Consider the following 24,878-nt stretch of genomic DNA (forward strand, 5'->3'; position numbering starts at 1 on the left):
CGCATGCGTCACGTTTTCATCGAATCAGCAGATGATTGAATGTTTAGAAAGGGTGATGGATTTGAATTATCTGTCCAAAGAAAATGTACAGGGGATAGTGGAACTTTCTCTGATACAAAAAGAGATGTTAGATGGCAATACCTTTACACAGGTTGTCTACACCCTGAGGGATCGTCTTCATCGGGATTGTCTGCGCGAGGCATGGGAGGAGACAGTGGCGGAGCATCCGTCGTTGCGATCCGTGTTTCGTACACTTAAGAACCGAATAGTGCAGGTGTTGCTCAAACAACGGCCGATTGCCATGGAATGGCAGGATCTGTGTGGTTTGAAGGAGGAGGAAAAACAGGCCCGATTTCAATCGCTTGCCAACCGTCATCGCGAACCGATCAAATTCGATCAGGGACCGTTGATCCGTTTGGCCGTGTGCCGATGGGACGATGAGCGGATGCTGCTTCTGTGGACCCATCATCCCTTGTGTATGGATGACAACAGTCGTGACATGATTGTCAACGAGTGGTTGGCGCGTGCAAAAGGGATGGAGCAAACCATCCCGCAGCGCAGGTTGTATCAGGATTACCTGAAATGGGAAGCAGGACAGGATGGGATGCCGGCCAAGCAATATTGGACAGAGAAACTGGCCGACTGGGAACCGGCTCCGATGCTGGAGACAATGAACCAGGCGCTGGAAAACGGCACAAACCTTCGTTGTCGTACTCTACTGTCAAAAGGACTTTCTCGTCAGTTGGAAGAGGTTGCGAAGCAGTACAATGTTTCTTCCGAAGCAGTGACACTTGCATCATGGTTTCTGTTGCTCAATGTGTACAGCGGGGAAGAGAGCGTTTCTTGTGGTGCAACCGTGCCAGGGCGTCCAGATTCGTGTGAAGGGGCAGAGCTGATCATTGGTCCGTTATCCCATGCCTTGCCGATGCGGACGGTTCTTGCCGCTGATCAACGTGTGGATGAATTGCTGCTCTCCACACAGCAACAATGGGAAAACTTGAACACCTTTGGTTATATCCCAAATGAGACCGTGCGCAAGTATGGCGGTTTCAGAGAAGACACCGACCTGTTTGACAGTTTGGTGACCGTACGGCACAAGGCTGAAGGTGACTCCGGCAATCCCCAGCTCCTCTGCCGTGCGGGGCAAGAACAGGTTGAAGTGATTGTATCGATTGGATCACAGTGGGAAATTGAATGCTTTCAGCCTGGCAATGGATCTTTACAATCTTTGGAACGTTTACAACAGCATTTTATCAGAATGCTGACCAATATCGCCGAACATCCGAGTGCACAACTTCGTGAACTAATTCTGTTGTCCAATGAGGAACGCCAGTTGATTCAGGAGCAGATTAACCAAACCAAACTGGCCGTACCCTCCCTCAACCGTATAGCTCATCAGGTGATTGAGGATCAGGTGGAAAAACGACCACATGCCATTGCAGCGGTGTGCGGTATGGAGTCTGTCACTTATGCGGAGTTAAACCAGCGCGCCAACCAATTGGCGCACTGGCTTCGTGAACAAGGGTTTGGGCGTGATGATCTGGCCGCTCTGTTGGCTGAACGAAGTATTGAGATGCTGGTTGGGATTCTTGGCATATTGAAAGCAGGTGGGGCTTATGTACCATTGGATTCTGCACATCCTGACAGTCGACTGTTGACTATCCTGGAAAACAGTGGTGCCAAGATGATTCTGACGGAATCCCGTTGGCAATCCCGAAGCCTAGAGTTGAGTTCGGCACTTTTGCAAGCACCTGTTGTTTTTTCTCTCAATAAGGGAGATGGTCGGTGTGCAGATATAGACGGGCTGACTTCCTACCCTGCACAAAATCCGGAGTTGGTGAATCAACAGGGAGATCTGGCCAATGTGTTCTTTACCTCCGGTTCTACGGGGCAGCCGAAGGGGGCGATGGTGGAGCATGTAGGGATGCTTAATCACCTATATGCCAAAATTCATCTCTTGGGGTTAAACGAGAACAGTGTGGTTGCCCAGAACGCATCCCATTGCTTTGATATTTCTGTCTGGCAGTTTCTGGCGCCCTTGATGACTGGTGGGCGGGTTGTGATCTATGGCAATGATACGGCGACCGATCCGCGGGCACTATTTCGTTCTGTGCAACGGGATGGTGTGACCGTCTTGGAAATGGTGCCTGCCATGATTGAAATGCTTCTGCATGAAGCAGGTGATTATGAACCAAAGCAACGCCTTCTTCCTCAGCTTCAATATATGATTTCCACAGGAGAGGGGTTGCCAGTTTCCCTTTGTCGCAAGTGGCTTAAAGCGTATCCGAACGTAAAGGTTGTCAATACGTATGGAGCAACCGAATGTTCAGATGATACGGTCCATGAAGTGATAAGTGGTTCGTATCCGCATGATGATCATTCCCATGTTGCTCTCGGAACATCGATTCCCAACATGCAACATTATCTGCTTGATCCTTGGCAACGGCCGGTGCCGGTTGGCTGTGTCGGAGAAGTTTATATTACGGGGATCGGAGTGGGACGTGGCTATTTGAACGATCCGGAACGCACGGCTGAAGCCTACCTGAAAAATCCATTTTCGGATGGATTGGGCGAGCGAATGTATAAAACGGGAGATTTGGCCCGGATAACGCCTGATGGTCGGATGGTATTTATCTCACGTGCTGATTTTCAAGTGAAAGTTCGGGGATATCGTATTGAACTGGGTGAAATCGAGTCCGTTTTATTGCGTCATCAAGCGGTCAGACAATGTCTGACACTTGTCCGGCCAGATCAAGGTGGCAACAATCGCATCTTGGCCTATATGGTGTTAAATGAATCCGTGGAAGAACACAAATTGCGCGAATACCTGGAGACACATTTGCCAGAGTATATGGTGCCGGAACACCTGATGATTCTGGAATCGATGCCTTTGAACCGCAATGGAAAGGTTGATCGCAAGGCTTTGCCGGACCCTGATGCCTCCGGACGGTCCACCACGGTTTACATACCTCCGCGTGACGATTGGGAAAAGGCACTGGTGAAGATCTGGCAAGACGTTTTGGAGGTTGACAAGATTGGTATCGACGATAATTTCTTTGATCTGGGAGGGCATTCGCTTAAAACAATTCAGATCCGTTCTCGAATCAAAGAGCTGCTTGGGGTAGAGATGGTGTTAAAAGATTTGTTTGACAACCAAACCATTCGGGAGCTGGCACCGGTGCTAAAAGCCTCACAGACTGATCAGGATGATATGGAAAAAAACTTGATTCCACAAATAGAGAAAGCCGCGTTTTATCCCATGTCCCATGCCCAGCGCCGTCTGTTTTTACTAAATCGGCTCGAACCGGAAAATCGATCCTATAATATGCCGGTTGCCATTCAATTGAAAGGTGTCTTGGATGTGGAAGCGGTTCAGGAAGCATTCCGACTGTTGTTGGACAGACATGAGGGACTGCGCACCACATTTACGGTCTATGACGGGCAACCTGTCCAACGGGTGGAGGATGCGATTTCCTGGGAATGTCCGTATGAGGATCTGTCAAACAAAGACGAAAATGCACAGCAACAATGGATGAAAGCTGTGGAACGAGAGGAGGCGGAGAGAGATTTTGATCTGGAGAGAGGACCGCTTTTCCGTGCGCGTCTATTTAAACTGGCCGAGGAGTGCCATGTGTTGTGGATGAATATGCACCATATCATTGGGGATTTCTGGTCATGGCAGGTGCTGATCCGGGATTTTGCCACTCTGTATGATGCATTGCACGAAGGAAAGACACCTTCCTTACCACCTTTGACGATACAGTACAAAGACTATGCCAGCTGGCAAAATGATCGTCTGAAGCGTGGGATGCTGGCGGAAGCGGAGTCTTATTGGCTGGAGCAGTTTAGCGGTGACCTTCCCGTTCTGGATCTGCCCACGGATCACCCGCGTCCATCGATGCAGACATTTTCTGCTTCGGAGGTAACGTTCACACTGGCACCGGAGCGCTTGGAGCGGATGAAGATGCTGGCCCAGGAGCAGGGGGCAACCTTGTTTATTACGCTCTTGTCTGCTGTTGGAGCATTTCTATCAAAAATGAGCGGGCAAAAGGATCTTGTCATCGGTACGCCGGAAGCTGGACGGGGTCAAGTGGAGCTGGAGAATCTGATTGGATTTTTTGTCAATACCTTGCCATTGCGCCTGGATGTCCACTCTGAACAAACGTTTAGGGAATGGTTGCAACATTGTAAACAGGTTGCGCTGGATGGATATACTCACCATGAATACCCCTTTGACCAATTGGTGGAAAAGCTGAAACCGGAGCGTGATTTAAGTCGATCCCCCATTTTTTCCGTGATGTTTCAGTTGGACCAACGCTCAGTTGAGGTTTCATCCAATCGATTGGACCTCCATTTGTTACCGATCGAAACCCGTATGATCCAATTTGATCTGAACATCGTCTGTGCCGAAACAGAATCGGGACTTGATATCCGGTTCCAATTCCGCACAGATCTGTTTCAGGAAGAAACCATGAACCGTTGGCTGGAGCAGTTTGTTGTGATGATGGATGCAATTTTAGAGAATCCCATGAAAAAAATTGTGGAGCTGCCTTTGTTGACGGATCAGCAACGCCATCAATTATTAGCGGAGTGGAATGAGACCAAAGTAGATGCTCCAGAAACGCTTATACATGAACGGTTTGCGGCGATCGCACAACAAAAGCCTGACCATATCGCAGTGGAATCGGATGGTGCGACCTTCACCTATCAAGAGTTGGATGAACGTTCTGAGCGTTTGGCGCACTTTCTGCGCAGCCAGGGTGTTGGACCGGATGTGCGGGTGGGGATCTGTATGGAGCGCTCCGTGGAAATGCTGGTTGGACTGTTCGGGATCTTAAAGGCGGGCGGGGCATATGTACCCATCGACCCTGCCCATCCACAGGAACGGCTGACATTTTTGCTCGCCGACTCAGCAGTATCCCTGTTGCTGACACAGGAACGGCTGCTTGCCCGGTTCTCGCAGGTTAACGGACAGGTGGTCTGTCTGGATCGCGATGCGTCCCGGATCGCCTCCACGGTGGATGGTCCACCACCAAGCCGTGTTGGCGCCGACAATCTGGCCTATATGATCTATACCTCAGGCTCCACGGGAACCCCCAAGGGAGTATTGATTCCGCACCGCGGTTTGAGCAACTATCTCACATGGGCGTTGGATGCTTATGAGGTGGAGAAAGGCATTGGATCGATTGTATCCACCTCACTGGCCTTTGATGCGACCATCACCAGTCTGTTTCTCCCCCTGTTAGCCGGCGGTCGGGTGATTCTGCTTCGGGAAGGGGAAGAGGTGGAACAACTGAGTCAGGAATTGCGGAAGCGCCGAAATGTAAGCCTGTTAAAGATTACACCGACACATTTGCAACTTCTCTCCCAACAGCTTTCTCCGGAGGAATTGTCCGGTCGTGTGCGTACCGTCGTCATCGGTGGAGAAGCCCTCTTGGGTGAACATATTGCTTTCTGGAAGCAGGCGGCTCCGGAAACCCGATTGATCAACGAGTATGGTCCCACGGAGACGGTGGTGGGTTGCGCAGTGTATGAAGCTGTCGAGGCGACAGACCGACCGGTGCCCATCGGACGGCCCATCGCCAATATGCAATTATATGTCCTGGATGAATTCATGCAACCTGTTCCGATCGGGGTGCAGGGAGAGTTGTATATCGGTGGGATTGCACTGGCGGATGGTTACCATAACCGTCCAGAGTTGACGGCTGAGCGATTTGTGCCCCATCCTTTTTCCAATCAGCCGGGTGACCGATTATATAAAACAGGGGATATGGTTCGCTATCTTTCAGACGGCAACCTGGAGTACATGGGTCGGGTGGATGATCAGGTCAAAGTGCGAGGCTACCGCATTGAACCCGGTGAAATTGAGGCGGTTTTACTTCAGCATTCCCGTGTTGCAGAGGCAACGGTGATTTTACGTGAAGATACCCCCGGTGATCAACGTTTGGTTGCGTATGTGACCGTTTCGGAGGGAAATGAATGGAATGCCCGCGATGTGCAACAGCACCTTGCAAAACGGTTGCCATCCTATATGGTACCTTCTGCGACAGTGGTGTTGGATGAACTGCCACTGAATGTAAACGGCAAAGTGGATCACAGACAACTTCCTTCCCCGGATCATGCGACACTTCATGATACCTATGCCCCTCCGCGGGATATGAATGAGCTGGGCATGGTACAGATCTGGGAGGACCTCTTGCATATCAAACCGATCGGTATTTACGACAATTTCTTTGCCATCGGAGGGAACTCGCTGAAGGCATTGCAACTGTTAAACGGGATTCGGGAGCAATTCGGTGTGGAAATACCGATGACCACGTTATTTCAGAAACCGACCATCGCTGAGTTGTGTGTGTATCTGAAAGGCCAAACGGAGATGAACAGCGATTCATGTTTGATCCAGCTTCAACAGGGGAATGGCAGCCATCCACCTTTGATATGCATCCATCCTCAGGGTGGGGGCGTATTGCCCTATGTTCATCTGGTTCAGGCACTTGGACCCCAGGAAGCGGTGTATGGCTTGCAAGCGGTTGGCTATGAGTCAGATGCTCAACCGTTGACGTCGATTGAAGCGATGGCTGAACGGTATCTGGAGGAAATTCGTCGTGTGGTGCCAAAGGGTCCGTACCGTCTGTTGGGTTGGTCCTTTGGCGGTACCGTTGCGTACGAGATGGCGAGAAAGCTGGAGAATGCAGGGGAACAGGTGGATTTCATCGGACTGTTGGATGTGCACCCGTTGGATCGCCCCGGAGAGGTGTCGGAGGAATTTACTGAACAGGATGCGATGACTTATTTTGCAACATTGTTTGATCTGCATTCGGATCAATTTGCAGGAATGGACCGGGAAGAGGGACTGGTTTTGCTTTTGGAGCATGCTAAAGAGCGTGGCGACTTACCACCAGGTATGACAATCGATTCGATGCAACGAAAGGTTGATGTCTTAATCGCATGTGGACAAGCGGCGACAAATTATCAATACCGTGGACCCATTGGTTCGGATCTTTATCTGTTTCGCGTAAACAATGTGTCCAATCACGGTCATGAACTGGTTCGACCAGAAGAGTGGACACCTCGGACCACCGGGGAGGTTCATGTGTTTCACGTACCGGGCGATCATATGACGATGGGAGAACCGCCAAATGTGGAGGAATTGGCCCAGAGGATGAAAAGTGTTTTGAGCTGGGAGAAAGCCTCTCCACTGTCGGGAGGTGAAGGGTGATGCAGAAGCAATTGAGATCAGGAGATACAACAGAGCGTGGAAGAATGGGAACGGGTACGGCAAATGGAACGTTTGGGGAATTGTTACAGGGTGTTCATGCGGATAATGATCTTGATTTTCTGGTTACATTCCCCATCGACCAAGGTTCAAGAGTCACCCTCCGTCCCGATTCATCCAATGTATTGAAAGTGGTGCCTTGCTTTAAACAAAAGTCTGTTCAGTTAGCTGCGTGTTTACTGGAGCATTTTGACCTTCCAAGCGGTGGAACACTGACGATTGAGAGTGATTTACCCGTTGGAAAAGGATTGGCGAGTTCCTCTGCAGATCTTTTGGCAACAGCACGGGCCATCGAATCATGTTATGAGATCAAGATTCCGGTTTCTTTCCTGCAGTCGTTAATGGCAAAAATTGAGCCGACCGACGGAGTGATGTATCCGGAGGTCGTCTCCTTCTATCACCGTAAAGTGGAGCTTCATCAAATATTTGGGTTTATTCCGCGTCTGACCGTTGTCGCGATCGACGAGGGTGGAGAAGTGGATACCATTGAATATAACAATTGTCGAATTCCCTATACATCAGCGGAAAAGTTGGAATATATCCGCCTCTTGGAATGTTTGAAACAAGCCGTTCAAATGAAGGATGTTCAAACGATTGGACAGGTGGCAACCCGAAGCACCATGATGAATCAATCGAGAAACAAGAAGCATTCGTTGCAATATCTATTGGAGCTTTCCCGTGAGCATGATGCACTGGGTGTTGTCAATGCACACAGTGGTACGTTCATCGGTTTGTTACTCTGTCAGGAAGATCAACGATATCGGCAAAAGTTGTCGAAGTTAAAGGAAAAATTGCAACAATCCTATTTGAACGTGTATGTGTACCATTCGCTATCTAACGAATGGAAGTGAAGGCGGCAATTTTATGATGTTTTTTCACATGTTTTGCAATGATACTCGCTTTTAAGGGTGGTTTTATCAATGACCAGCATGGTTCAACAACCTCCACAGATTGAATTACCTATCGATCAAAAAAGATCGGGAATTCACTCGTTTATGCCTGGAAATCATTCCGTATCCATTACAGGTTCTGTATGGGAAGCGTTATCTCAATATTCCCGTCGAGCGGGCGTTTCACAGAGTACCGTTTTGTTGGCAGCCTATTTCCTATTCATCCACCGCTATTCTTCACAAAACAGACTGGCAGTAGGCCTTGTGGAGGAGGGCCGATTGCAATCCGTTCCGTTTGATTGCACAGGGGATGTTTCATTCGGACAAATGCTCCGACAACTGGTTGAAAAAAAGAAGGGTGACGAGGGATTGCAGGAAAACCCGTCCACCCAGGTACTTTTTTATGGCGGAAACGATTCAGACCGTTTGGATATGAGTCAGTGGACAGGATATGATCTGTTTTTGGTATGTTCCTTTGCAGAGCAAAAGACGGATGCAACCTTTTTCTACAATGCCCAGCGGTTTGATCATTCCACGATTCAACGCATGTTGACCAATTTTTCTGTCTTACTGGAAGCGATCGTATCCAATCCCGATCAGGCGGTCAAAGATCTTCCATTCTTAAGTAAAGAAGAACGGCGGACGTTGCTGGTGGAATGGAATCAAACCGACCGTTCCTATCCCGCAGATTCCTGTCTGCATCATTTGTTTGAGAAGACAGCGCTTCATCATCCTGACCGGATTGCCGTGGAATTTGGGGAGGAACACATGACATACCGCCGACTGGACGAGCGCTCCAATCAATGGGCCCATTATCTCCGTAAGCAGGGTGTGGAATCGGGAGTGAAGGTTGCTGTCTGTATGGAACGCTCTCCCGATATGGTCGTGGCTCTTCTTGGAATTTTGAAGGCAGGCGGGACTTATGTCCCGCTTGACCCAATCTTTCCGGAACATCGTCTGGCCTATATGCTGGAAGACTCCTGTAGCGAGGTGGTGGTGACAGATCAGTCGTCCATGCCTTTATGGGCACAATCGGATGTTCAGATCATTCACTTAAATGATATTGGCAGGAAACTCGCTTCGGAGTCTTGCCAAGCAACACCGGAACTCCAAGCATCGAGTGAACAGACGGCCTATGTGATCTATACATCCGGATCAACCGGCAAACCCAAGGGGGTTCAGGTCTCACATCGATCGTTGATCAATTTTCTGACCAGCATGTCGAAAGAGCCGGGCATCCGTAAGGAAGACCGTCTGCTTTCAGTGACGACGTTGTCCTTTGATATTTGCGCATTGGAACTCTTTTTGCCATGGATGGCGGGGGCTACTACTGTACTGGTTAGTCGCGATGTAGCAATGGATGGGAAGCGTCTGGCTGAGGCGATCCAGAAGAGCAGCGCAACGGTGATGCAAGCCACTCCAGCAACATGGCGTTTATTACTCGCTGCAGGATGGAAGGGAAGCCCGCAGTTGAAGATTCTTTGCGGGGGAGAAGCGTGGACGCGCGAGTTGGCCCAGGAATTGCAAGCTCGCAGTGCAGAGCTGTGGAATATGTACGGGCCGACTGAGACTACGGTCTGGTCAACGGTACACCATGTAACGGAAGATGTTCGGATGGGGCGACCGATTGGAAATACCCAGTTGTATGTGTTGGACAAAGCGATGCAGCCAGTGCCGATCGGTGTACCGGGTGAATTGTATATCGGTGGTGAGGGGGTGGCACAAGGCTACTTGAATCGCCCGGATTTGACCGCAGAGCGCTTTCTTCCCAACCCCTTTTCAGGGAAGGGGAGGATGTATCGGACCGGTGATTTGGTACGCTATTTGTCCGACGGAACGGTGGAATATTTGGGACGTATTGACCATCAGGTGAAGGTGCGTGGTTACCGCATTGAACTGCCGGAAATTGAAACGGTGTTGCAACGACATCCAGCGGTCCATCAAGCGGTGGTGATTGCCCATGGCGATGAAACGGGTGAGAAGCGGTTGATCGCCTATCTTGAAGGTAAAGCACTGCCTGCGGACAGAATGATACGTGATTATTGCCTCACACAATTGCCGGAGTATATGGTGCCATCTGCTTATATCGAAATGGAATCGCTGCCGTTGACACCCAACGGAAAAGTGGATCGCCGTGCCTTGCCTGCCCCCAGTTCGTCTCATATAAATCGAAATGTTGCTGTTTCGCCACCGAGAACTACCGAAGAAGAGAAGTTAGTTGCTATTTTTAGTGAATTGCTGGGTGTGCAACCGATTGGAGTCGATGAGAGTTTCTTTGATCTTGGCGGCCATTCGTTGCTTGTCTCCCAGTTGATTTCCCGAATCGATGATCTGTTTCAGGTCCGGTTATCGATGCATCAGGTGTTTGAGAAGAAATCTGCGGAAAAACTGGCTGAGCGGATTGAAGATGAACGGTGTGAAAAAAAAGAGAGAGAAGCACTTTCGCTGCATCCGATTCCACGAAACCGGGCGTTGCGCATGTCATTCGCCCAGCAGCGGATGTGGTTCCTGCATTGTTTGGACCCGGAGAATCCTGCGTACAATATTCCAACGGTGCTGCATCTGAAGGGATCTTTACATGTGGATGTGTTGATGCGCAGTGTCCAGGAAATCATTCAGCGTCATGAGTCTTTTCGTACAAGGGTTTGCGAAAAAGATGGGAAACCCATACAGGTGATCCAGGAATCGATTGATGTGGAGATTCCGCTGGTGCATTTGGACCAGGCGGACTGCGGGCAAGTATATACGTTGGCAAAGGAACTGGCGAACAAGCCCTTCGATTTGACTGACGTTCCGCTGTTTCGGGGTGCACTGGTGCAGACGGACGAGCAGGAGCATTATCTGATCTGGGTTGTGCATCATATGGTCTCGGACGGATGGTCAGAAGAGTTATTCAAAAGGGAACTGGTAACGCTGTATGATGCCTTCCTCAATGGAGAGCCCTCACCATTGGCTGAATTGCCGATTCAGTATGCGGATTATGCCGATTGGCAACATGAGTGGATGAATGGGAATGTGGCAAAGCAACAGTTACAGTATTGGAAGCAACAACTTGCTGGCTCTTTGCCTGTTTTGCAATTGCCCACGGACAAGCCGCGCACGGCGGTGCAGACGTTTCGAGGAGCGATTCACCGCTTTACGATCCAAGGACGTTTCTACGAAAAGATCAAACAGTTGTCCCACGAGGCGGATCAGACCCTGTTTATGACCCTGTTGGCTGCATTTAACACCTTGCTCCATCGGTATAGTGGGGAAACGGATATTCTGGTCGGTTTCCCTGTTGCCAACCGCAATCACAGTGAAACGGAAGGGATCATGGGTTTTTTTGTCAACACTTTGGTGTTGCGCACCGATTTGTCAGGCAATCCAACCTTTCAGGATCTGTTGCATCAGGTGAAGGAAGTGGCTCTTCAAGCGTATGACAACCAGGATATTCCCTTTGAGAAATTGGTTGAAGAGTTACAGCCGGAACGTAACCTCAGTTACTCACCGCTTTTTCAGGTGATGTTTGTGATGGAAAACACTTCTGTGAAAGCGATGGAAATGTCAGGGCTAAGCATCCAACCGACTGAATTTGATCCTGGAACATCCAAGTTTGATCTGACCTTGTTTGTAAAAGAGACGGAGGACGGATTGCTGGCCAGTTTTGAATATAATACAGACCTGTTTGAAGCCGCGACAATCGAGCGAATAGCCAATCATTTTTGTCATCTCCTGCATCATGTGGCAACCCATCCACAGCAAAGGGTGAGTGAGCTACCCCTTCTTACCGAGGAAGAGCGCAAATGGATTTTGTCAGAATTTAACAAAACAGAAACGGACGTTTCAGAAACGCTTATACATGAACGGTTTGCGGCGATCGCACAACAAAAGCCTGACCATATTGCAGTGGAATCGGATGGTGCGACCTTCACCTATCAAGAGTTGGATGAACGTTCTGAACGTTTGGCGCACTTTCTGCGCAGCCAGGGTGTTGGACCGGATGTGCGGGTAGGGATCTGTATGGAGCGCTCCGTGGAAATGCTGGTTGGACTGTTCGGGATCTTAAAGGCGGGCGGGGCATATGTACCCATCGACCCTGCGCATCCACAGGAACGGCTGACATTTTTGCTCACCGACTCAGCAGTATCCCTGTTGCTGACACAGGAACGGCTGCTTGCCCGGTTCTCGCAGGTTAACGGACAGGTGGTCTGTTTGGATCGCGATGCGTCCCGGATCGCCTCCACGGTGGATGGTCCACCACCAAGCCGTGTTGGCGCCGACAATCTGGCCTATATGATCTATACCTCAGGCTCCACGGGAACCCCCAAGGGAGTATTGATTCCGCACCGCGGTTTGAGCAACTATCTCACATGGGCGTTGGATGCTTATGAGGTGGAGAAAGGCATTGGATCGATTGTATCCACCTCACTGGCCTTTGATGCGACCATCACCAGTCTGTTTCTCCCCCTGTTAGCCGGCGGTCGGGTGATTCTGCTTCGGGAAGGGGAAGAGGTGGAACAACTGAGTCAGGAATTGCGGAAGCGCCGAAATGTAAGCCTGTTAAAGATTACACCGACACATTTGCAACTTCTCTCCCAACAGCTTTCTCCGGAGGAATTGTCCGGTCGTGTGCGTACCGTCGTCATCGGTGGAGAAGCCCTCTTGGGTGAACATATTGCTTTCTGGAAGCAGGCGGCTCCGGAAACCCGATTGATCAACGAGTATGGTCCCACGGAGACGGTGGTGGGTTGCGCAGTGTATGAAGCTGTCGAGGCGACAGACCGACCGGTGCCCATCGGACGGCCCATCGCCAATATGCAATTATATGTCCTGGATGAATTCATGCAACCTGTTCCGATCGGGGTGCAGGGAGAGTTGTATATCGGTGGGATTGCACTGGCGGATGGTTACCATAACCGTCCAGAGTTGACGGCTGAGCGATTTGTGCCCCATCCTTTTTCCAATCAGCCGGGTGACCGATTATATAAAACAGGGGATATGGTTCGCTATCTTTCAGACGGCAACCTGGAGTACATGGGTCGGGTGGATGATCAGGTCAAAGTGCGAGGCTACCGCATTGAACCCGGTGAAATTGAGGCGGTTTTACTTCAGCATTCCCGTGTTGCAGAGGCAACGGTGATTTTACGTGAAGATACCCCCGGTGATCAACGTTTGGTTGCGTATGTAACTGTTTCGGAGGGAAATGAATGGAATGCCCGCGATGTGCAACAGCACCTTGCGGAACGGTTGCCATCCTATATGGTGCCTCAGACAATCATGGTTCTGGATGCCATTCCGCTGACTGTAAACGGTAAGGCAGACCGTCAACAGCTTCCACCCCCAACACAGGAACAAACCGAAGGGGAGTATGTGGCTCCACGTACACTGACCGAAAAACGGCTGGCAACGATATATCAGGATGTATTGAATGTGGAAAAGATAAGTGCAGAGGATCATTTCTTTGCGAGGGGAGGCCACTCGCTGTTGGCGGTTCAAGTCATTTCCCGAATCCGTAACATGTGGAATATTGAACTGCCGGTACGTGCATTGTTTGAAGCTCCATCCATTGCTGAACTTGCCGAACAGGTGGATGAAACGGTATCAGAATCGACAGAGAAGGTTCCGCTGGTACCTGTTGAGCGGACAGAAGCGTTGCCTGCTTCCTTTGCCCAGCAACGTCTATGGTTTTTGGAGCAATTGGAAGGAACGAGTGCTCTGTATCATATTCCCTTACCGCTATACATCGAGGGAAGACTGAATCAAAAGGCTCTCACATCTGCCATTCAGGAGATTGTTCAGCGTCATGAAATCTTACGTACAACCTTTAAAGAGGTGGATGGTGACGTTGTACAGGATATTGCACCAGCGCCTTCCGGCTGGCACATCCCGTTGATTGATCTGAGCGGGGAGGAAGGGGTGGAACTCCGGAGCGAACGGGTTCAGCGCTTGATTTACCAGCTGGCAGAAGAGACGTTTGATCTGGCGGAAGGTCCCCTGTTTCGCAGTCATTTAGTCAAGCTTTCCGATGTGGAACATCTATTGGTTCTCAATTTGCACCATATTATTTCAGATGGTTGGTCAAATAACATTCTGATCCAGGAACTTACCCAGCTTTATGAAGCATTCGCGGAAGGTCAATCGTCGCCATTGCCAAAGCTTGCGGTTCAGTATGCGGATTATGCGGTGTGGCAACGGAAGTGGTTGCAAGGGGGGAGGTTGGAAAAACAGCTGCGATATTGGAAAAATCAACTTGCAAACGCACCATCCCTTCTGTCCTTGCCAACCGATTACCAGCGTCCTTCCATACAGTCCTATCGCGGAGCGGTTCGATTTTTTGAGCTGTCAGCAGCTCTGAGTGACAGATTGAAAAAACAATCCGACCATGCAGGTGTTACCCTGTTTATGACCCTAATCACGGCTTACAAGGTTTTGTTGTTCCGCGAGTCCGGAGCAGAGGATCTTTTGGTGGGTTTTCCGGTTGCCAACCGGAATCACAGTAAAATTGAAGGATTGGTTGGATTTTTTGTCAATACGTTAGTCCTGCGCAGTGACTTATCGGGAAACCCAACCTTTGAGGAACTGCTGAATCATGTAAGGAAAAGAGCCCTAGAGGCCTATGCCAACCAGGATGTTCCATTTGAGAAATTGGTTGAGGAACTGCAACCCGAACGGGATCGAAGCTACTCGCCACTCTGTCAAGTTTTATTCGCGTTTGAACAGGAACCTCTGAAACGTGTCGTTTGTCAGGATGTGACGATCCATGTATGCGAAATCGGTCTTGAGTGCTCAAAGTTTGATCTCACCTTTTTTATGGAAGAACGAGGGGACCGACTGGTAGGCAGTGTGGAGTACTGTACCGACCTTTTTACCGAGGAAACGATTGAGCGAATGATTGATCAATATAAAACGTTGCTTGAGAGTGTGGTGGAATCTCCACAACAACGTTTACGTGAGATACCGTTATATTCGGAAGAAGGAGCGTTTAATGAACAGGACGATGAGCTGTTTGACGAATAAGGCAGGGACGTTGAGTCTATATTTTGCCATTTACAACAACAGTAGTAAAGCGTGAAAAATATACTTTGACGGCGGTGAGGAGAACCTTGCCGCCATTTTTAATGCCTTTATGGGAATTGTCATTTTTTTCAGCCCCTTATGCAAAATTGCATCATTCGCTACAATGGGGATAAACCGTATAGAAGTAGGTGAGAACGTGACATCGATCCCAACGTCAGATGGGATATGGAAATCGTTTGTGGATACCTTTCCATATCCCATCATCGTGATCGGAAAAGATCATGATATTCACTATGTCAACGAACAGGCATCCATGGTCTTTGGCATCGACGAAAGTGAGTCGCGAAGGGAAAGGGTACAGCATTACTTCCCCAAATCTCCATGGTTGTGGGATACCAGCCAGCGAGAAGAAGAGGGAACCCTGATGTTTGAAAAGAGACGGTGGAAAGGGGTTCGCTGTTCCATTCCCAGCGGAATGTCCTGGATATTTTTTCCTTGCGATGAGGACATCTCTACGTTGCTGTCTGAAGAAAGCACAAAAGGTGGCTGGGAATTGGAAGAAGTGATTGGCTCACTGTATGACGATATTCTGATTACAGATCGCAACGGAAACATCTTAAAACTGAGCGGTCATTTTGAACAGCTATATGGGAAATATTCAGAAGAATTAATCGGGAAAAATGTACGGGATCTTGAACGGAAGGGGGTTTTTCGTCCGTCAATTACCAAAAAGGTGCTGGAAACCAAAACGAAGCAGACGGGTATGCAGACGACGGAAAAAGGGCGCAGGGTACAAGTGACCGCGATTCCAGCCTTTGACGGTGAGGGACGATTTGCCAGAGTGATCTGTTTTTCCCGTGATATTACGGAGCCGATGCGTTTAAAAGAGCACTTAACGTTAATGGAGCAGGAGATGGAACGGTTCCGGTCTGAATTGGGCAATCTTCGCCAAGAAGCACTGGACTCCACCGAATTTGTCGCCAAACATCCAGCAATGAAGCAGACGCTGGAAACCGCCCGCCGCGTCGCGCAGGTGGATGTTCATGTGTTGTTGCAGGGAGAATCTGGGGTGGGGAAAACAGCACTCGCTCGTTATATTCATCAACAAAGCCCCCGCTCGAAGGGTCCATTGATTGAGGTAAACTGTGGTGCCATCCCGGAGCCGCTGTTTGAATCAGAGCTATTTGGCTATGAAGCGGGTGCATTTACCGGTGCCAAGAAAAAGGGGAAACTTGGATTTGCTGAATTGGCGCACAAGGGGACCCTTTTCCTGGATGAAGTGGGAGAGATCCCGAAATCCCTTCAGGTAAAGGTACTGAAGCTGATTCAGGAAAAGCAATTTTATCGGATTGGCGGAACGCGCCCCATTCAATCGGATTTTCGGTTGATTGCAGCCACAAATCGGGATCTGGCCAGGCAAGTTCAAGCCGGTGATTTTCGGGATGATTTATTTTTCCGGCTCAATGTTGTTCCCATCACGGTACCGCCGTTAAGGGAACGCCTGGAGGATTTGCTGGTCCTGATTGATTCCCTGTTGGAAAAATACTGTCGCAAGCATCAACTTCAGAAGTGGCTGGATGCTCCGGTCAAAAAACGTTTGATGGAGTATTCATGGCCGGGTAACGTGAGAGAATTGGAAAACTGGATCGAACGCTTAGTGGTGGTTTCCCCCTATTCGCTGATTCGGGTGGAGGATTTACCGACACAGATGCAACGGACAGCCGTTCCCGATGTTTCATGGGAAGCGATTCAAGGTAAAACATTGCCGGAAATTGTTGCCCAGGTGGAAAAAGACTTATTGGTCAAGGCGAGAAAGGCAGGGAAAAGCACGACGGAGATCGCCAAACGGTTTGGAATCAGCCAATCTACGGTGGTTCGGAAATTACAACGTTATACAGAATGAGGGGTAAACTCGCTTACCTTATCTAATAATGCATAAATTATGCAAAATTGAATAATGAATCGGCGGTTAATAGGACGCTCTTCCAAACATTGTGTAGACCTTTTTTGAAAATATCTGCGTAATACAATGGACTTGTTTTTTAAACAAGGGAGACTGCCGACAAAAATAATAAGAAGAAGGGGATATCCGGTAAAGCGGACTCCTTCCACTTCTTTGTTGGAGGAAAGAGATGCGGAGACGGAAATCCCCTTTCCCCCATTTTGTCATGAACCTCACTTGTTTTTTAAACAAGGTTTTATAGGTCTTTGGCATGGTTTTTGCAAGTTTATGATTGGGTGACAGGAGGGGTGATGGTAAAAATATGGAATAGTAAAAAAGGAGGGTTCTCATGGGGAATGCAAATGAGAAAATGACGAAAATTTTGTCTCGGAAAGATGTGATTGCTCTGGCCTTTGGTGCGATGATTGGCTGGGGCTGGGTGGTTCTCTCCGGTGATTGGATCACCCAAGCGGGTACATTGGGTGGAATGGTTGCCTTCTTGATCGGTGGCTTGATGGTTACGTTTGTCGGCTTAACCTATGCAGAATTGGTGGCTGCCATGCCCAAAGTGGGAGGGGAGCACTATTACACGCTGCGGGCGTTGGGACCCAAGGCCTCCTTCATTGCATCCTGGGCGATTGCGATGGGCTATCTCACGGTCGTCGGTATAGAAGCTGTGGCCTTTCCTTCTGTGTTGGACTATTTGTTTCCTGGGTATGGACAAGGCTATCTTTGGACGGTTGCCGGGTCTGAAGTAACCATCACATGGGTTCTGGTTGGGGTACTCGGATCGATTGTGATCACAGCTTTAAACTATTTCGGGATTCAGCCAGCTGCCGTTTTTCAGACGATATGTACACTGTTTATCATCGTGGTCGGTCTCTTGCTGTTTATCGGTGCACCGATTGGGGGAAGTACCGAAAATTTTCATCCCTTCTTTGTCAATGGATTTGGCGGTGTCATGTCGGTAATTGTCATGGTTCCGTTCCTGTTCGTAGGCTTTGATGTGATTCCTCAGGCAGCGGAAGAAATGAATGTGCCCAGCAAAAAAATTGGCAGTTTGCTACTGATTTCAGTCACGCTGGCAGTCGTCTATTATATGGCGATTGTTGTGGGGGTTGGGATGGGATTGGACCAAGCGGCTCTCAAGCAATCCGATTTGGCAGCAGCGGATGCCATCGCCGCAATCTTTGGAACCCCACTCATAGGCAACGTGTTGGTTTTGGCGGGGGTTGCTGGGATTTTGACCAGTTGGAATGCTTTTTTAATCGGTGGCAGCCGTGTGTTGTATGCCATGGCGGAGTCTGGTATGCTACCAGCTTGGCTCGGTCAGCTGCACCCCAAATACCATACCCCATCCAATGCCATTCTATTACTGGGTGGGCTGTCTTGTATCGCTCCCTTTTTCGGAGAGGAAATGTTGACCTGGCTGGTGAATGCAGGAGGACTCAACATTGTCGTATCTTACTTCCTCGTCGCCGTTTCTTTCCTCTTTTTAAGAAAGAAAGAACCCAATATGAAGCGCCCTTTCCGTGCAGGCAAAGGTCCGGTTGTAGGGTATTTGGCCATTCTGCTCAGTCTCTTTATTGCCGTGCAGTATATGCCAGGAATGGAGGCCTCGCTAAATTGGCAGGAATGGTTGATTAACCTTTTGTGGTGGGTAGCAGGAGTCCTGTTCCTCCTCCGTATGAACGTATCGGAATCGTATTTGGCTGAAGTGAAAACGCACATGGAGTAATGTTGGAGAACGAATCATTTCAAGAAAGGATCGTGGTGTATGAAACAATATGGATTATATATTGATGGCGTATGGAAAAATGCCGATCAAGGGGCGTTCTTTGATGTAACAAATCCCGCCAATAATGAAATGGTTGGACAAATGGCTGATGCTGGTGCAAAAGAAACCCGGCAGGCAGTGGATGCGGCTTATCGTGCTTTTCCCGATTGGTCCCAGAAAGCGGCAAAAGAACGGGCTGTCATCTTGGAACGGGTGTATGACAAAATGATAGAGCAAAAAGAACAGATGGCGCGTTTGATGACCATGGAGCAGGGAAAGCCACTGGCGGAAGCCCAGGGGGAAGTGCAATATGCGGCGGACTTCTTTAAATGGTATGCGGAAGAAGCGAAGCGCATCTACGGGGATACGGTTCCCTCCTCCTCCCCAGATAAGCGAATTTGGGTGTTGCGTCAGCCTGTAGGTGTGACAGCGGCGATTACTCCTTGGAATTTTCCTGCTGCCATGATTACTCGTAAAGTCGCCCCTGCATTGGCTGCTGGCTGTACGATGGTTGTCAAACCTGCGGAGCAAACACCGCTGACGGCGGCCTTTCTGATGGAAATCATGGATCAGGCGGGAGTACCTGCGGGAGTTGTCAACTTAGTGACCGGGACCCATGCGGATATAATCGGGGAGGCCCTGCTGGAAGACAAGCGGGTACGAAAGATTACCTTTACCGGCTCCACGGAAGTAGGAAAGTTGTTGATGAGGAAAGCTGCGGATACGGTCAAACGGATTAGCCTGGAGTTGGGTGGTCATGCCCCCTTCCTGGTGTTTGAAGATGCAGATCTAAAACAGGCAGCCAGGGAAGTGTTGGCCAGCAAGTTTCGCAATGCGGGGCAAACCTGTGTCTGCACCAACCGGGTCTATGTCCATCACCGGATCAAAGAGGCTTTTGCAGATATCCTGGCTCAGGAAGTGGAAAGGCTTCAAGTGGGTGAAGGGTTGCAGGAACAGGTACAGATTGGCCCCCTGATTGATGAGAAAGCATTGACGAAGGTAGAGCGTCACGTTGCAGATGCAAAAGAAAAGGGTGCCAAAGTGGTTACTGGTGGTACACGGATCACGGGTAAGGAATGGGATGGCGGCTGTTTCTATGCTCCAACCGTTTTACTGGATACCACACAGGAAATGTTGGTGGAACAGGAGGAGACCTTTGGTCCTGTTTTACCCCTGCATGGTTTTACGGAGGAAGAGGAAGCCGTTACTCTGGCCAATGATACACCTTACGGCTTAGCCGCATATTTGTATACACATGATCTCGCACGGGCAATCCGGGTATCTGAAGCGTTGGAATATGGGATTGTCGGGGTGAATGATGGAATGCCTTCCACCGCCCAAGCGCCGTTTGGGGGAGTGAAGGAGAGCGGTCTGGGTCGGGAAGGTGGCAAGTACGGTATCGAGGAATACCTGGAAACGAAGTATGTCTCTGTATCCCTGAAGTCAAAGTGAGAAAAGAATGGAGGAGGAACCGACCATGCCATCTGCTACCCGTAACTATATCCAGTTGAACACCCCGATCCCTGGACCAAAGGCTCAAAGCCTGTTACAACGTCGTCAGGCCCATGTTCCTCAGGGGCCGGCTTGCAACCTCCCTACATTTGCAGAAAAAGGGGAAGGAGCGTTGTTAACCGATGTGGATGGAAACCGATTGATCGACTTTGCGGGAGCCATCGGTACGCTGAATGTCGGCCACTGTCCACCTTCTGTGGTTGAGGCGTTAAAACGACAGTTGGACAAGTATATTCATCCGGGGTTTAACTGTATGATGTATGAGCCCTACATTCAACTTGCCGAAAAATTGAATGAACTGACACCGGGAGATTATGAGAAAAAAACCTTCTTCCTCAACAGTGGGGCGGAAGCTGTGGAAAATGCAGTGAAGCTGGCTCGTAAATACACCGGACGACAAGCGATTGTTTCCTTTAATCGGGGATTTCATGGGCGAACGCTGTTGACCATGTCTCTGACCAGCAAGGTGAAGCCCTATAAGTTCGGTTTTGGCCCTTTTGCACCGGAAACGTACAAATTGCCGTATCCATACTACTATCGGAGACCCGAAGGGATGACTCCGGAAGAGTTGGATCAGGAATTGTTGCGCCAAACAAAAGAATTTTTCCTGGGAGAGGTTGAACCGGAAAATATTGCGGCGGTCATTATGGAACCGGTGCAAGGGGAAGGTGGCTTTATCATCCCTTCAAAAACCTTTATACAGGGGATAAAAGCGCTGTGTGAGGAGCATGGCATCCTATTTATCGCCGATGAGGTGCAGACCGGATTCGGACGTACCGGCAAACTCTTTGCGATGGAGCATTTTGGAGTTATCCCGGATCTGGTCACCCTATCTAAATCATTGGGTGCCGGTCTGCCGATCAGTGCTGTAACCGGGCGGGCAGAAATCATGGATGCCGCATCCCCCGGTGAAATCGGCGGAACCTATGGGGGGAGTCCATTGGGATGTGTTTCGGCTCTGGAAGTGATTCGGATGATGGAAGAAGAGAAACTGCCGGAGCGGGCGCAAGTCATTGGAGAACACATTTTGTCCCATTTTCACCGTTTGAAAGATAAGCATCCGCAAATCGGAGAAGTTCGGGGGATCGGGGCCATGTGTGCCTTTGAAACAGTTAAAGATCCCCGATCCAAGGAACCGGATAAAGAGCTGGCTGGACGCATTATCCATGAATGCGGGCAACGGGGAGTCATTCTGATGGGTGCCGGGTTATACAGCAATGTGATTCGGACTTTGGTCCCACTTGTCATTACAGAGGATCAATTAAAGGAAGCGTTGGATGTGATGGAAGAAGTGGTGGATCACCTGTTGGGATAAATTGTGGGGCATTGTTGAGGTTCATGACAAAGTGGGGGAGAGGGGATTTCCGTCTCCGCATCTCTTTCCTCCAGCAAGGAAGTGGAAGGAGTCCGCTTCACCCCCTCCGGTCCCAACCAGCGGACAAAAAGGAAAAGCAGGTTGTCCGCTAAACGGTTGGGACCTCCAGGGGTTCCGCTGGGTCGTCGGAAAAGGATGCTCCACCGGATATCCCCCTCTTATTTATCTTTGTCAGCAGTCTCATTGTTTTGCTTTTTAAAAGTATCCTTTCCAGATCCGTCGCTATTTTCTATTTTCTTTGCCGGATAAAGAAATCTCTCCCGTACAGGCACGTGTCATTTGTCCCTCACATAAGTTAGAAACACCTGTTTTTTACGGGAACAGGAGCGGAGGTGACGGTGGCTTGCCTGGATTGTTTACGACCATTGCGATGCTGTTCCGTGAAGTGATGTTGTTCGTGGCCTACATTAAGAACAACGCTTTTCCTCAGCCATTGAAAGAGGAGGAAGAGGTCCAGTGCCTGAAACGGATGGCGAAAGGGGACACCGAAGCGAGAAACGCCTTGATCGAACACAATCTGCGTCTTGTTGCCCACATTGTTAAAAAGTTTGAGAATACCAATGAAGACAATGAGGACTTGATTTCCATCGGCACCATCGGCTTAATCAAAGCGATTGAATCCTACCGGCCGAACAAAGGAACAAAATTGGCCACATATGCTGCCCGTTGCATTGAGAATGAGATTCTAATGTCATTAGGGGTGCATCGGTGAGCGGAATGATCAATTCCCCCCACAGGCTCTTCCTGTGGGGGTTTTTTCGTTACGGCAAGTCGTTGCGTACTTTCTCCAGGAGCTCGTGATTGCGGTCGGCGGAAAGTTCCCAGAACATTGCGCCTGCCAAACCCTGTTTCTTGATAAAGCTGGTTTTGTAGCCGATCGATTCTTTATCGTCGTATGTGATGAACGTTCCCGTCTTGGGGTTAAACAACCAGGGCACTTTGGCGGTGTCATTCCAGTAGCGAGTAAATCCGTTTTTGTTTAAGTAGTTGTTTTTAATATCGGTGTAGTCCAAAACACCTGCTTCCCATGTACCGTCTGAGGGTCCCGTACAATCTTGATACAAGCCGTTGTTGGTTGAATCACAGCCTTTCCAGCCCCGACCGTAAAAGGGAAGGCCCATGACCAGTTTGTTGGCAGGTACACCTGCGTCCAGGTGACCTTGTACCCCAGCCTGAACATTAAAGGTGTCTGCTTTGGGGAAGGGATCTTCGGGGTCCCGGAAGAGCGGGGAATTGAAGCCACTCGTCTTTTCCCAACTCCCATGGAAGTCATAGGTCATAATATTGATCCAGTCCAGGTGTTGTTGGACCTGATCCAATTCGGTATTTTTCACATAGTCGGGTCCCGCTCCCGAAGCGATGGTCAACAGATATTCCTTCCCGTCTTCTTTTCCCGCTTCATTTAGCTTTTCCCGCACCTTTTGCAACAATAAGGTGAAATTACGTTTATCCTCCGGTCGTCCAGGCTTTAATCCCCCGGATACCGGGTACTCCCAATCCAGGTCCACCCCATCAAATCCCCACTTCCGAACAAAGCGAACGGCGCTGTTGGCAAATTTGGTGCGGGAGGCATCCGTGAGGGCTGCATCGGAAAAATTGCCGGACCAAGTCCATCCACCCACCGAGATCAGGGTTTTAATGTGAGGATATTTCTGCTTCAGTTTGTGTAACTGGTTGAAATTCCCCCGTTTACATCCCGGTTCCCAGCAGTCCCCAGGAAAAAACTTATCCGTGTCCGCATACGTGTCCCCCACCACAACTTCTCCGTTGCGGACGTTGGCAAAGGCGTAATTGATGTGAGTCACTTTGGAAGCATCGATATCCATCACTTGGTAATCGCGTCCGTAAGTGGCCCAACTGGGATAATAGGAAATGATCTTGTGTTGGGAGGGTTCGTTTCCGTCTTCTTTTTTCGTGCGAGCCTTGACGGCAGAACTGGCAGGAGAGATGTTTCCTGCGGCATCAAACGCTTTTACTGTGTAGGTGTACGTGGTGTCAGCGTTTAATCCGGTATCCGTAAACGATGGGCTTTGAACGGTGGCGATTTCCGTATCTTCGCGGTATACATGGTATCCCGTTACACCGACATTGTCTTCGGAAGTGTCCCAACGAAGGGAGACAGAGGAAGCTGTAGTAGAAGTGACTTGCAAATTGGAGGGAGCGGTTGGGGCTTTGGTGTCTTCTTCATCCCCTTCGCCATTGATTCGAAGTGTGATGGTTTCACTGGAGGTGGAACCCGCGCTGTTGATCAGTTCCGCCCGATATTTGTAGGTTCCTGGGGACTTATCCTGAAAGGAGACGGATGCATGTTGGGGTTGAGGGGAGTTTTCTTTCAACTTTTCTTCGTGGATGAGTTGTCCGTTTTCATAGAGTTTCCAGGAGCTGCCGTTGACTCCCCACCAGAGGTTCATTTCCACTTTGTAATTGCCATCATTGTTCCAGTGCGTGTGACTCAAGGCAGGTTTTCCGGGTGGTTCGGATGCAGCTGCGACAGGTTCGATGGGTGGTCCCCATAAAGGAACCAGCAGAACAAGGACCATCAACAGGGAAAACCAAGGCTTGCGCACCTGTGAGCGGAGAAACTCAAACCACTTTTCCATATGGTTCACTCCATTTCGAATATTTGGAATAATACGGGACGACTGACAGCAAATAAAAGCGCTTTCACCTCCTTATAGGACTAATCATCTAGATGTATAGACCAATTTTCGGTCAATTCACAGTATATCGAAAATATCTTCATCTTTCAATTGGGGACTTGAAAAAAATAATAAAAAGTAGAGGATTCCTGACAAAGAGGGGGAGATCCGGTGGAGCATCCTTTTCCGACAACCTAGTGGACTCGCTTTCGGTCCCAACCGTTTAGCGGATATTTTGTCCGCTGGTTGGGATCGGAGGGGGTGAAGCGGACTCCTTCCGCTTCCTTGCTGGAGGAAAGAGATGCGGAAACGGATATCGCCCCTTCACCACTTTGTCATGAACCTCAAAAAGTAAGTTGGCATTTTGCCTCGATAGCCGGGAAATGTATGATTCGATTGTAATAACAATGAAAGGCTAGTCCCCTGTGGAAAGCGGACATGCGGTGATTGCATACCCTTTTATGGGTG

At 49.5% G+C, this 24,878-nt stretch carries 10 protein-coding genes and 1 pseudogene; 9 read left to right on the top strand and 2 right to left on the bottom strand.

The genetic code is table 11. The annotated features are described in order from the left end of the window. The first annotated feature begins 55 nt into the window (after positions 1 to 55). The 7 genes from FN782_RS08230 (at position 56) to gabT (ending at position 21,711) form a co-directional block, all read left to right on the top strand. Entirely contained in the window at positions 56 to 7,219 is a 7,164-nt protein-coding gene (locus FN782_RS08230; RefSeq protein ID WP_185956146.1) for an amino acid adenylation domain-containing protein, read from the top strand. Beyond that, the gene (locus FN782_RS08235) at positions 7,219 to 8,127 is read left to right on the top strand and encodes a GHMP family kinase ATP-binding protein (protein WP_142505295.1); all 909 of its coding nucleotides are present in this window, start codon (positions 7,219 to 7,221) and stop codon (positions 8,125 to 8,127) included. The genes FN782_RS08230 and FN782_RS08235 overlap by 1 nt, the downstream gene beginning before the upstream one ends. 69 nt (positions 8,128 to 8,196) lie before the next feature. Beyond that, positions 8,197 to 15,165, top strand: coding sequence for an amino acid adenylation domain-containing protein (locus FN782_RS08240; protein ID WP_142505296.1), 6,969 nt, complete (start codon positions 8,197 to 8,199; stop codon positions 15,163 to 15,165). A 196-nt stretch (positions 15,166 to 15,361) separates the two neighbouring features. Next, the gene (locus FN782_RS08245; protein WP_185956147.1) at positions 15,362 to 17,068 is read left to right on the top strand and encodes a sigma-54 interaction domain-containing protein; all 1,707 of its coding nucleotides are present in this window, start codon (positions 15,362 to 15,364) and stop codon (positions 17,066 to 17,068) included. A 388-nt stretch (positions 17,069 to 17,456) separates the two neighbouring features. After that, on the top strand, positions 17,457 to 18,845 hold the full coding sequence (locus tag FN782_RS08250; protein WP_142505298.1) for an APC family permease: 1,389 nt from the start codon (positions 17,457 to 17,459) through the stop codon (positions 18,843 to 18,845). Positions 18,846 to 18,884: 39 nt separating this feature from the next. Next, a complete protein-coding gene (locus tag FN782_RS08255; RefSeq protein WP_142505299.1) occupies positions 18,885 to 20,336 on the top strand; it encodes an NAD-dependent succinate-semialdehyde dehydrogenase in 1,452 nt (483 codons plus the stop codon). A gap of 25 nt (positions 20,337 to 20,361) precedes the next feature. After that, positions 20,362 to 21,711: a 4-aminobutyrate--2-oxoglutarate transaminase gene (gene gabT / locus FN782_RS08260; RefSeq protein WP_142505300.1), complete on the top strand. Its 1,350-nt coding sequence runs from the start codon at positions 20,362 to 20,364 to the stop codon at positions 21,709 to 21,711. Between the two features lie 21 nt (positions 21,712 to 21,732). Here gabT and FN782_RS08265 read toward each other — a convergent pair whose 3' ends face one another. Then, positions 21,733 to 21,915, bottom strand: coding sequence for a hypothetical protein (locus tag FN782_RS08265; protein WP_142505301.1), 183 nt, complete (start codon positions 21,913 to 21,915; stop codon positions 21,733 to 21,735). A 199-nt stretch (positions 21,916 to 22,114) separates the two neighbouring features. Here FN782_RS08265 and FN782_RS08270 point away from each other — a divergent pair. After that, positions 22,115 to 22,468: pseudogene (locus FN782_RS08270) on the top strand (sigma-70 family RNA polymerase sigma factor); the annotation flags it as partial. A 64-nt stretch (positions 22,469 to 22,532) separates the two neighbouring features. Here FN782_RS08270 and FN782_RS08275 read toward each other — a convergent pair. Continuing rightward, complete coding sequence (locus FN782_RS08275) at positions 22,533 to 24,371, bottom strand: glycosyl hydrolase family 18 protein (protein ID WP_246064895.1); 1,839 nt, start codon at positions 24,369 to 24,371, stop codon at positions 22,533 to 22,535. Between the two features lie 300 nt (positions 24,372 to 24,671). Between FN782_RS08275 and FN782_RS16805 the strand changes: the two genes are divergently transcribed. Continuing rightward, positions 24,672 to 24,812: a hypothetical protein gene (locus FN782_RS16805; RefSeq protein WP_185956148.1), complete on the top strand. Its 141-nt coding sequence runs from the start codon at positions 24,672 to 24,674 to the stop codon at positions 24,810 to 24,812. The last annotated feature ends 66 nt before the right edge of the window (positions 24,813 to 24,878 follow it).

This window comes from Melghirimyces algeriensis (genome assembly GCF_900182565.1).
GTDB lineage: Bacteria > Bacillota > Bacilli > Thermoactinomycetales > DSM-45169 > Melghirimyces > Melghirimyces algeriensis.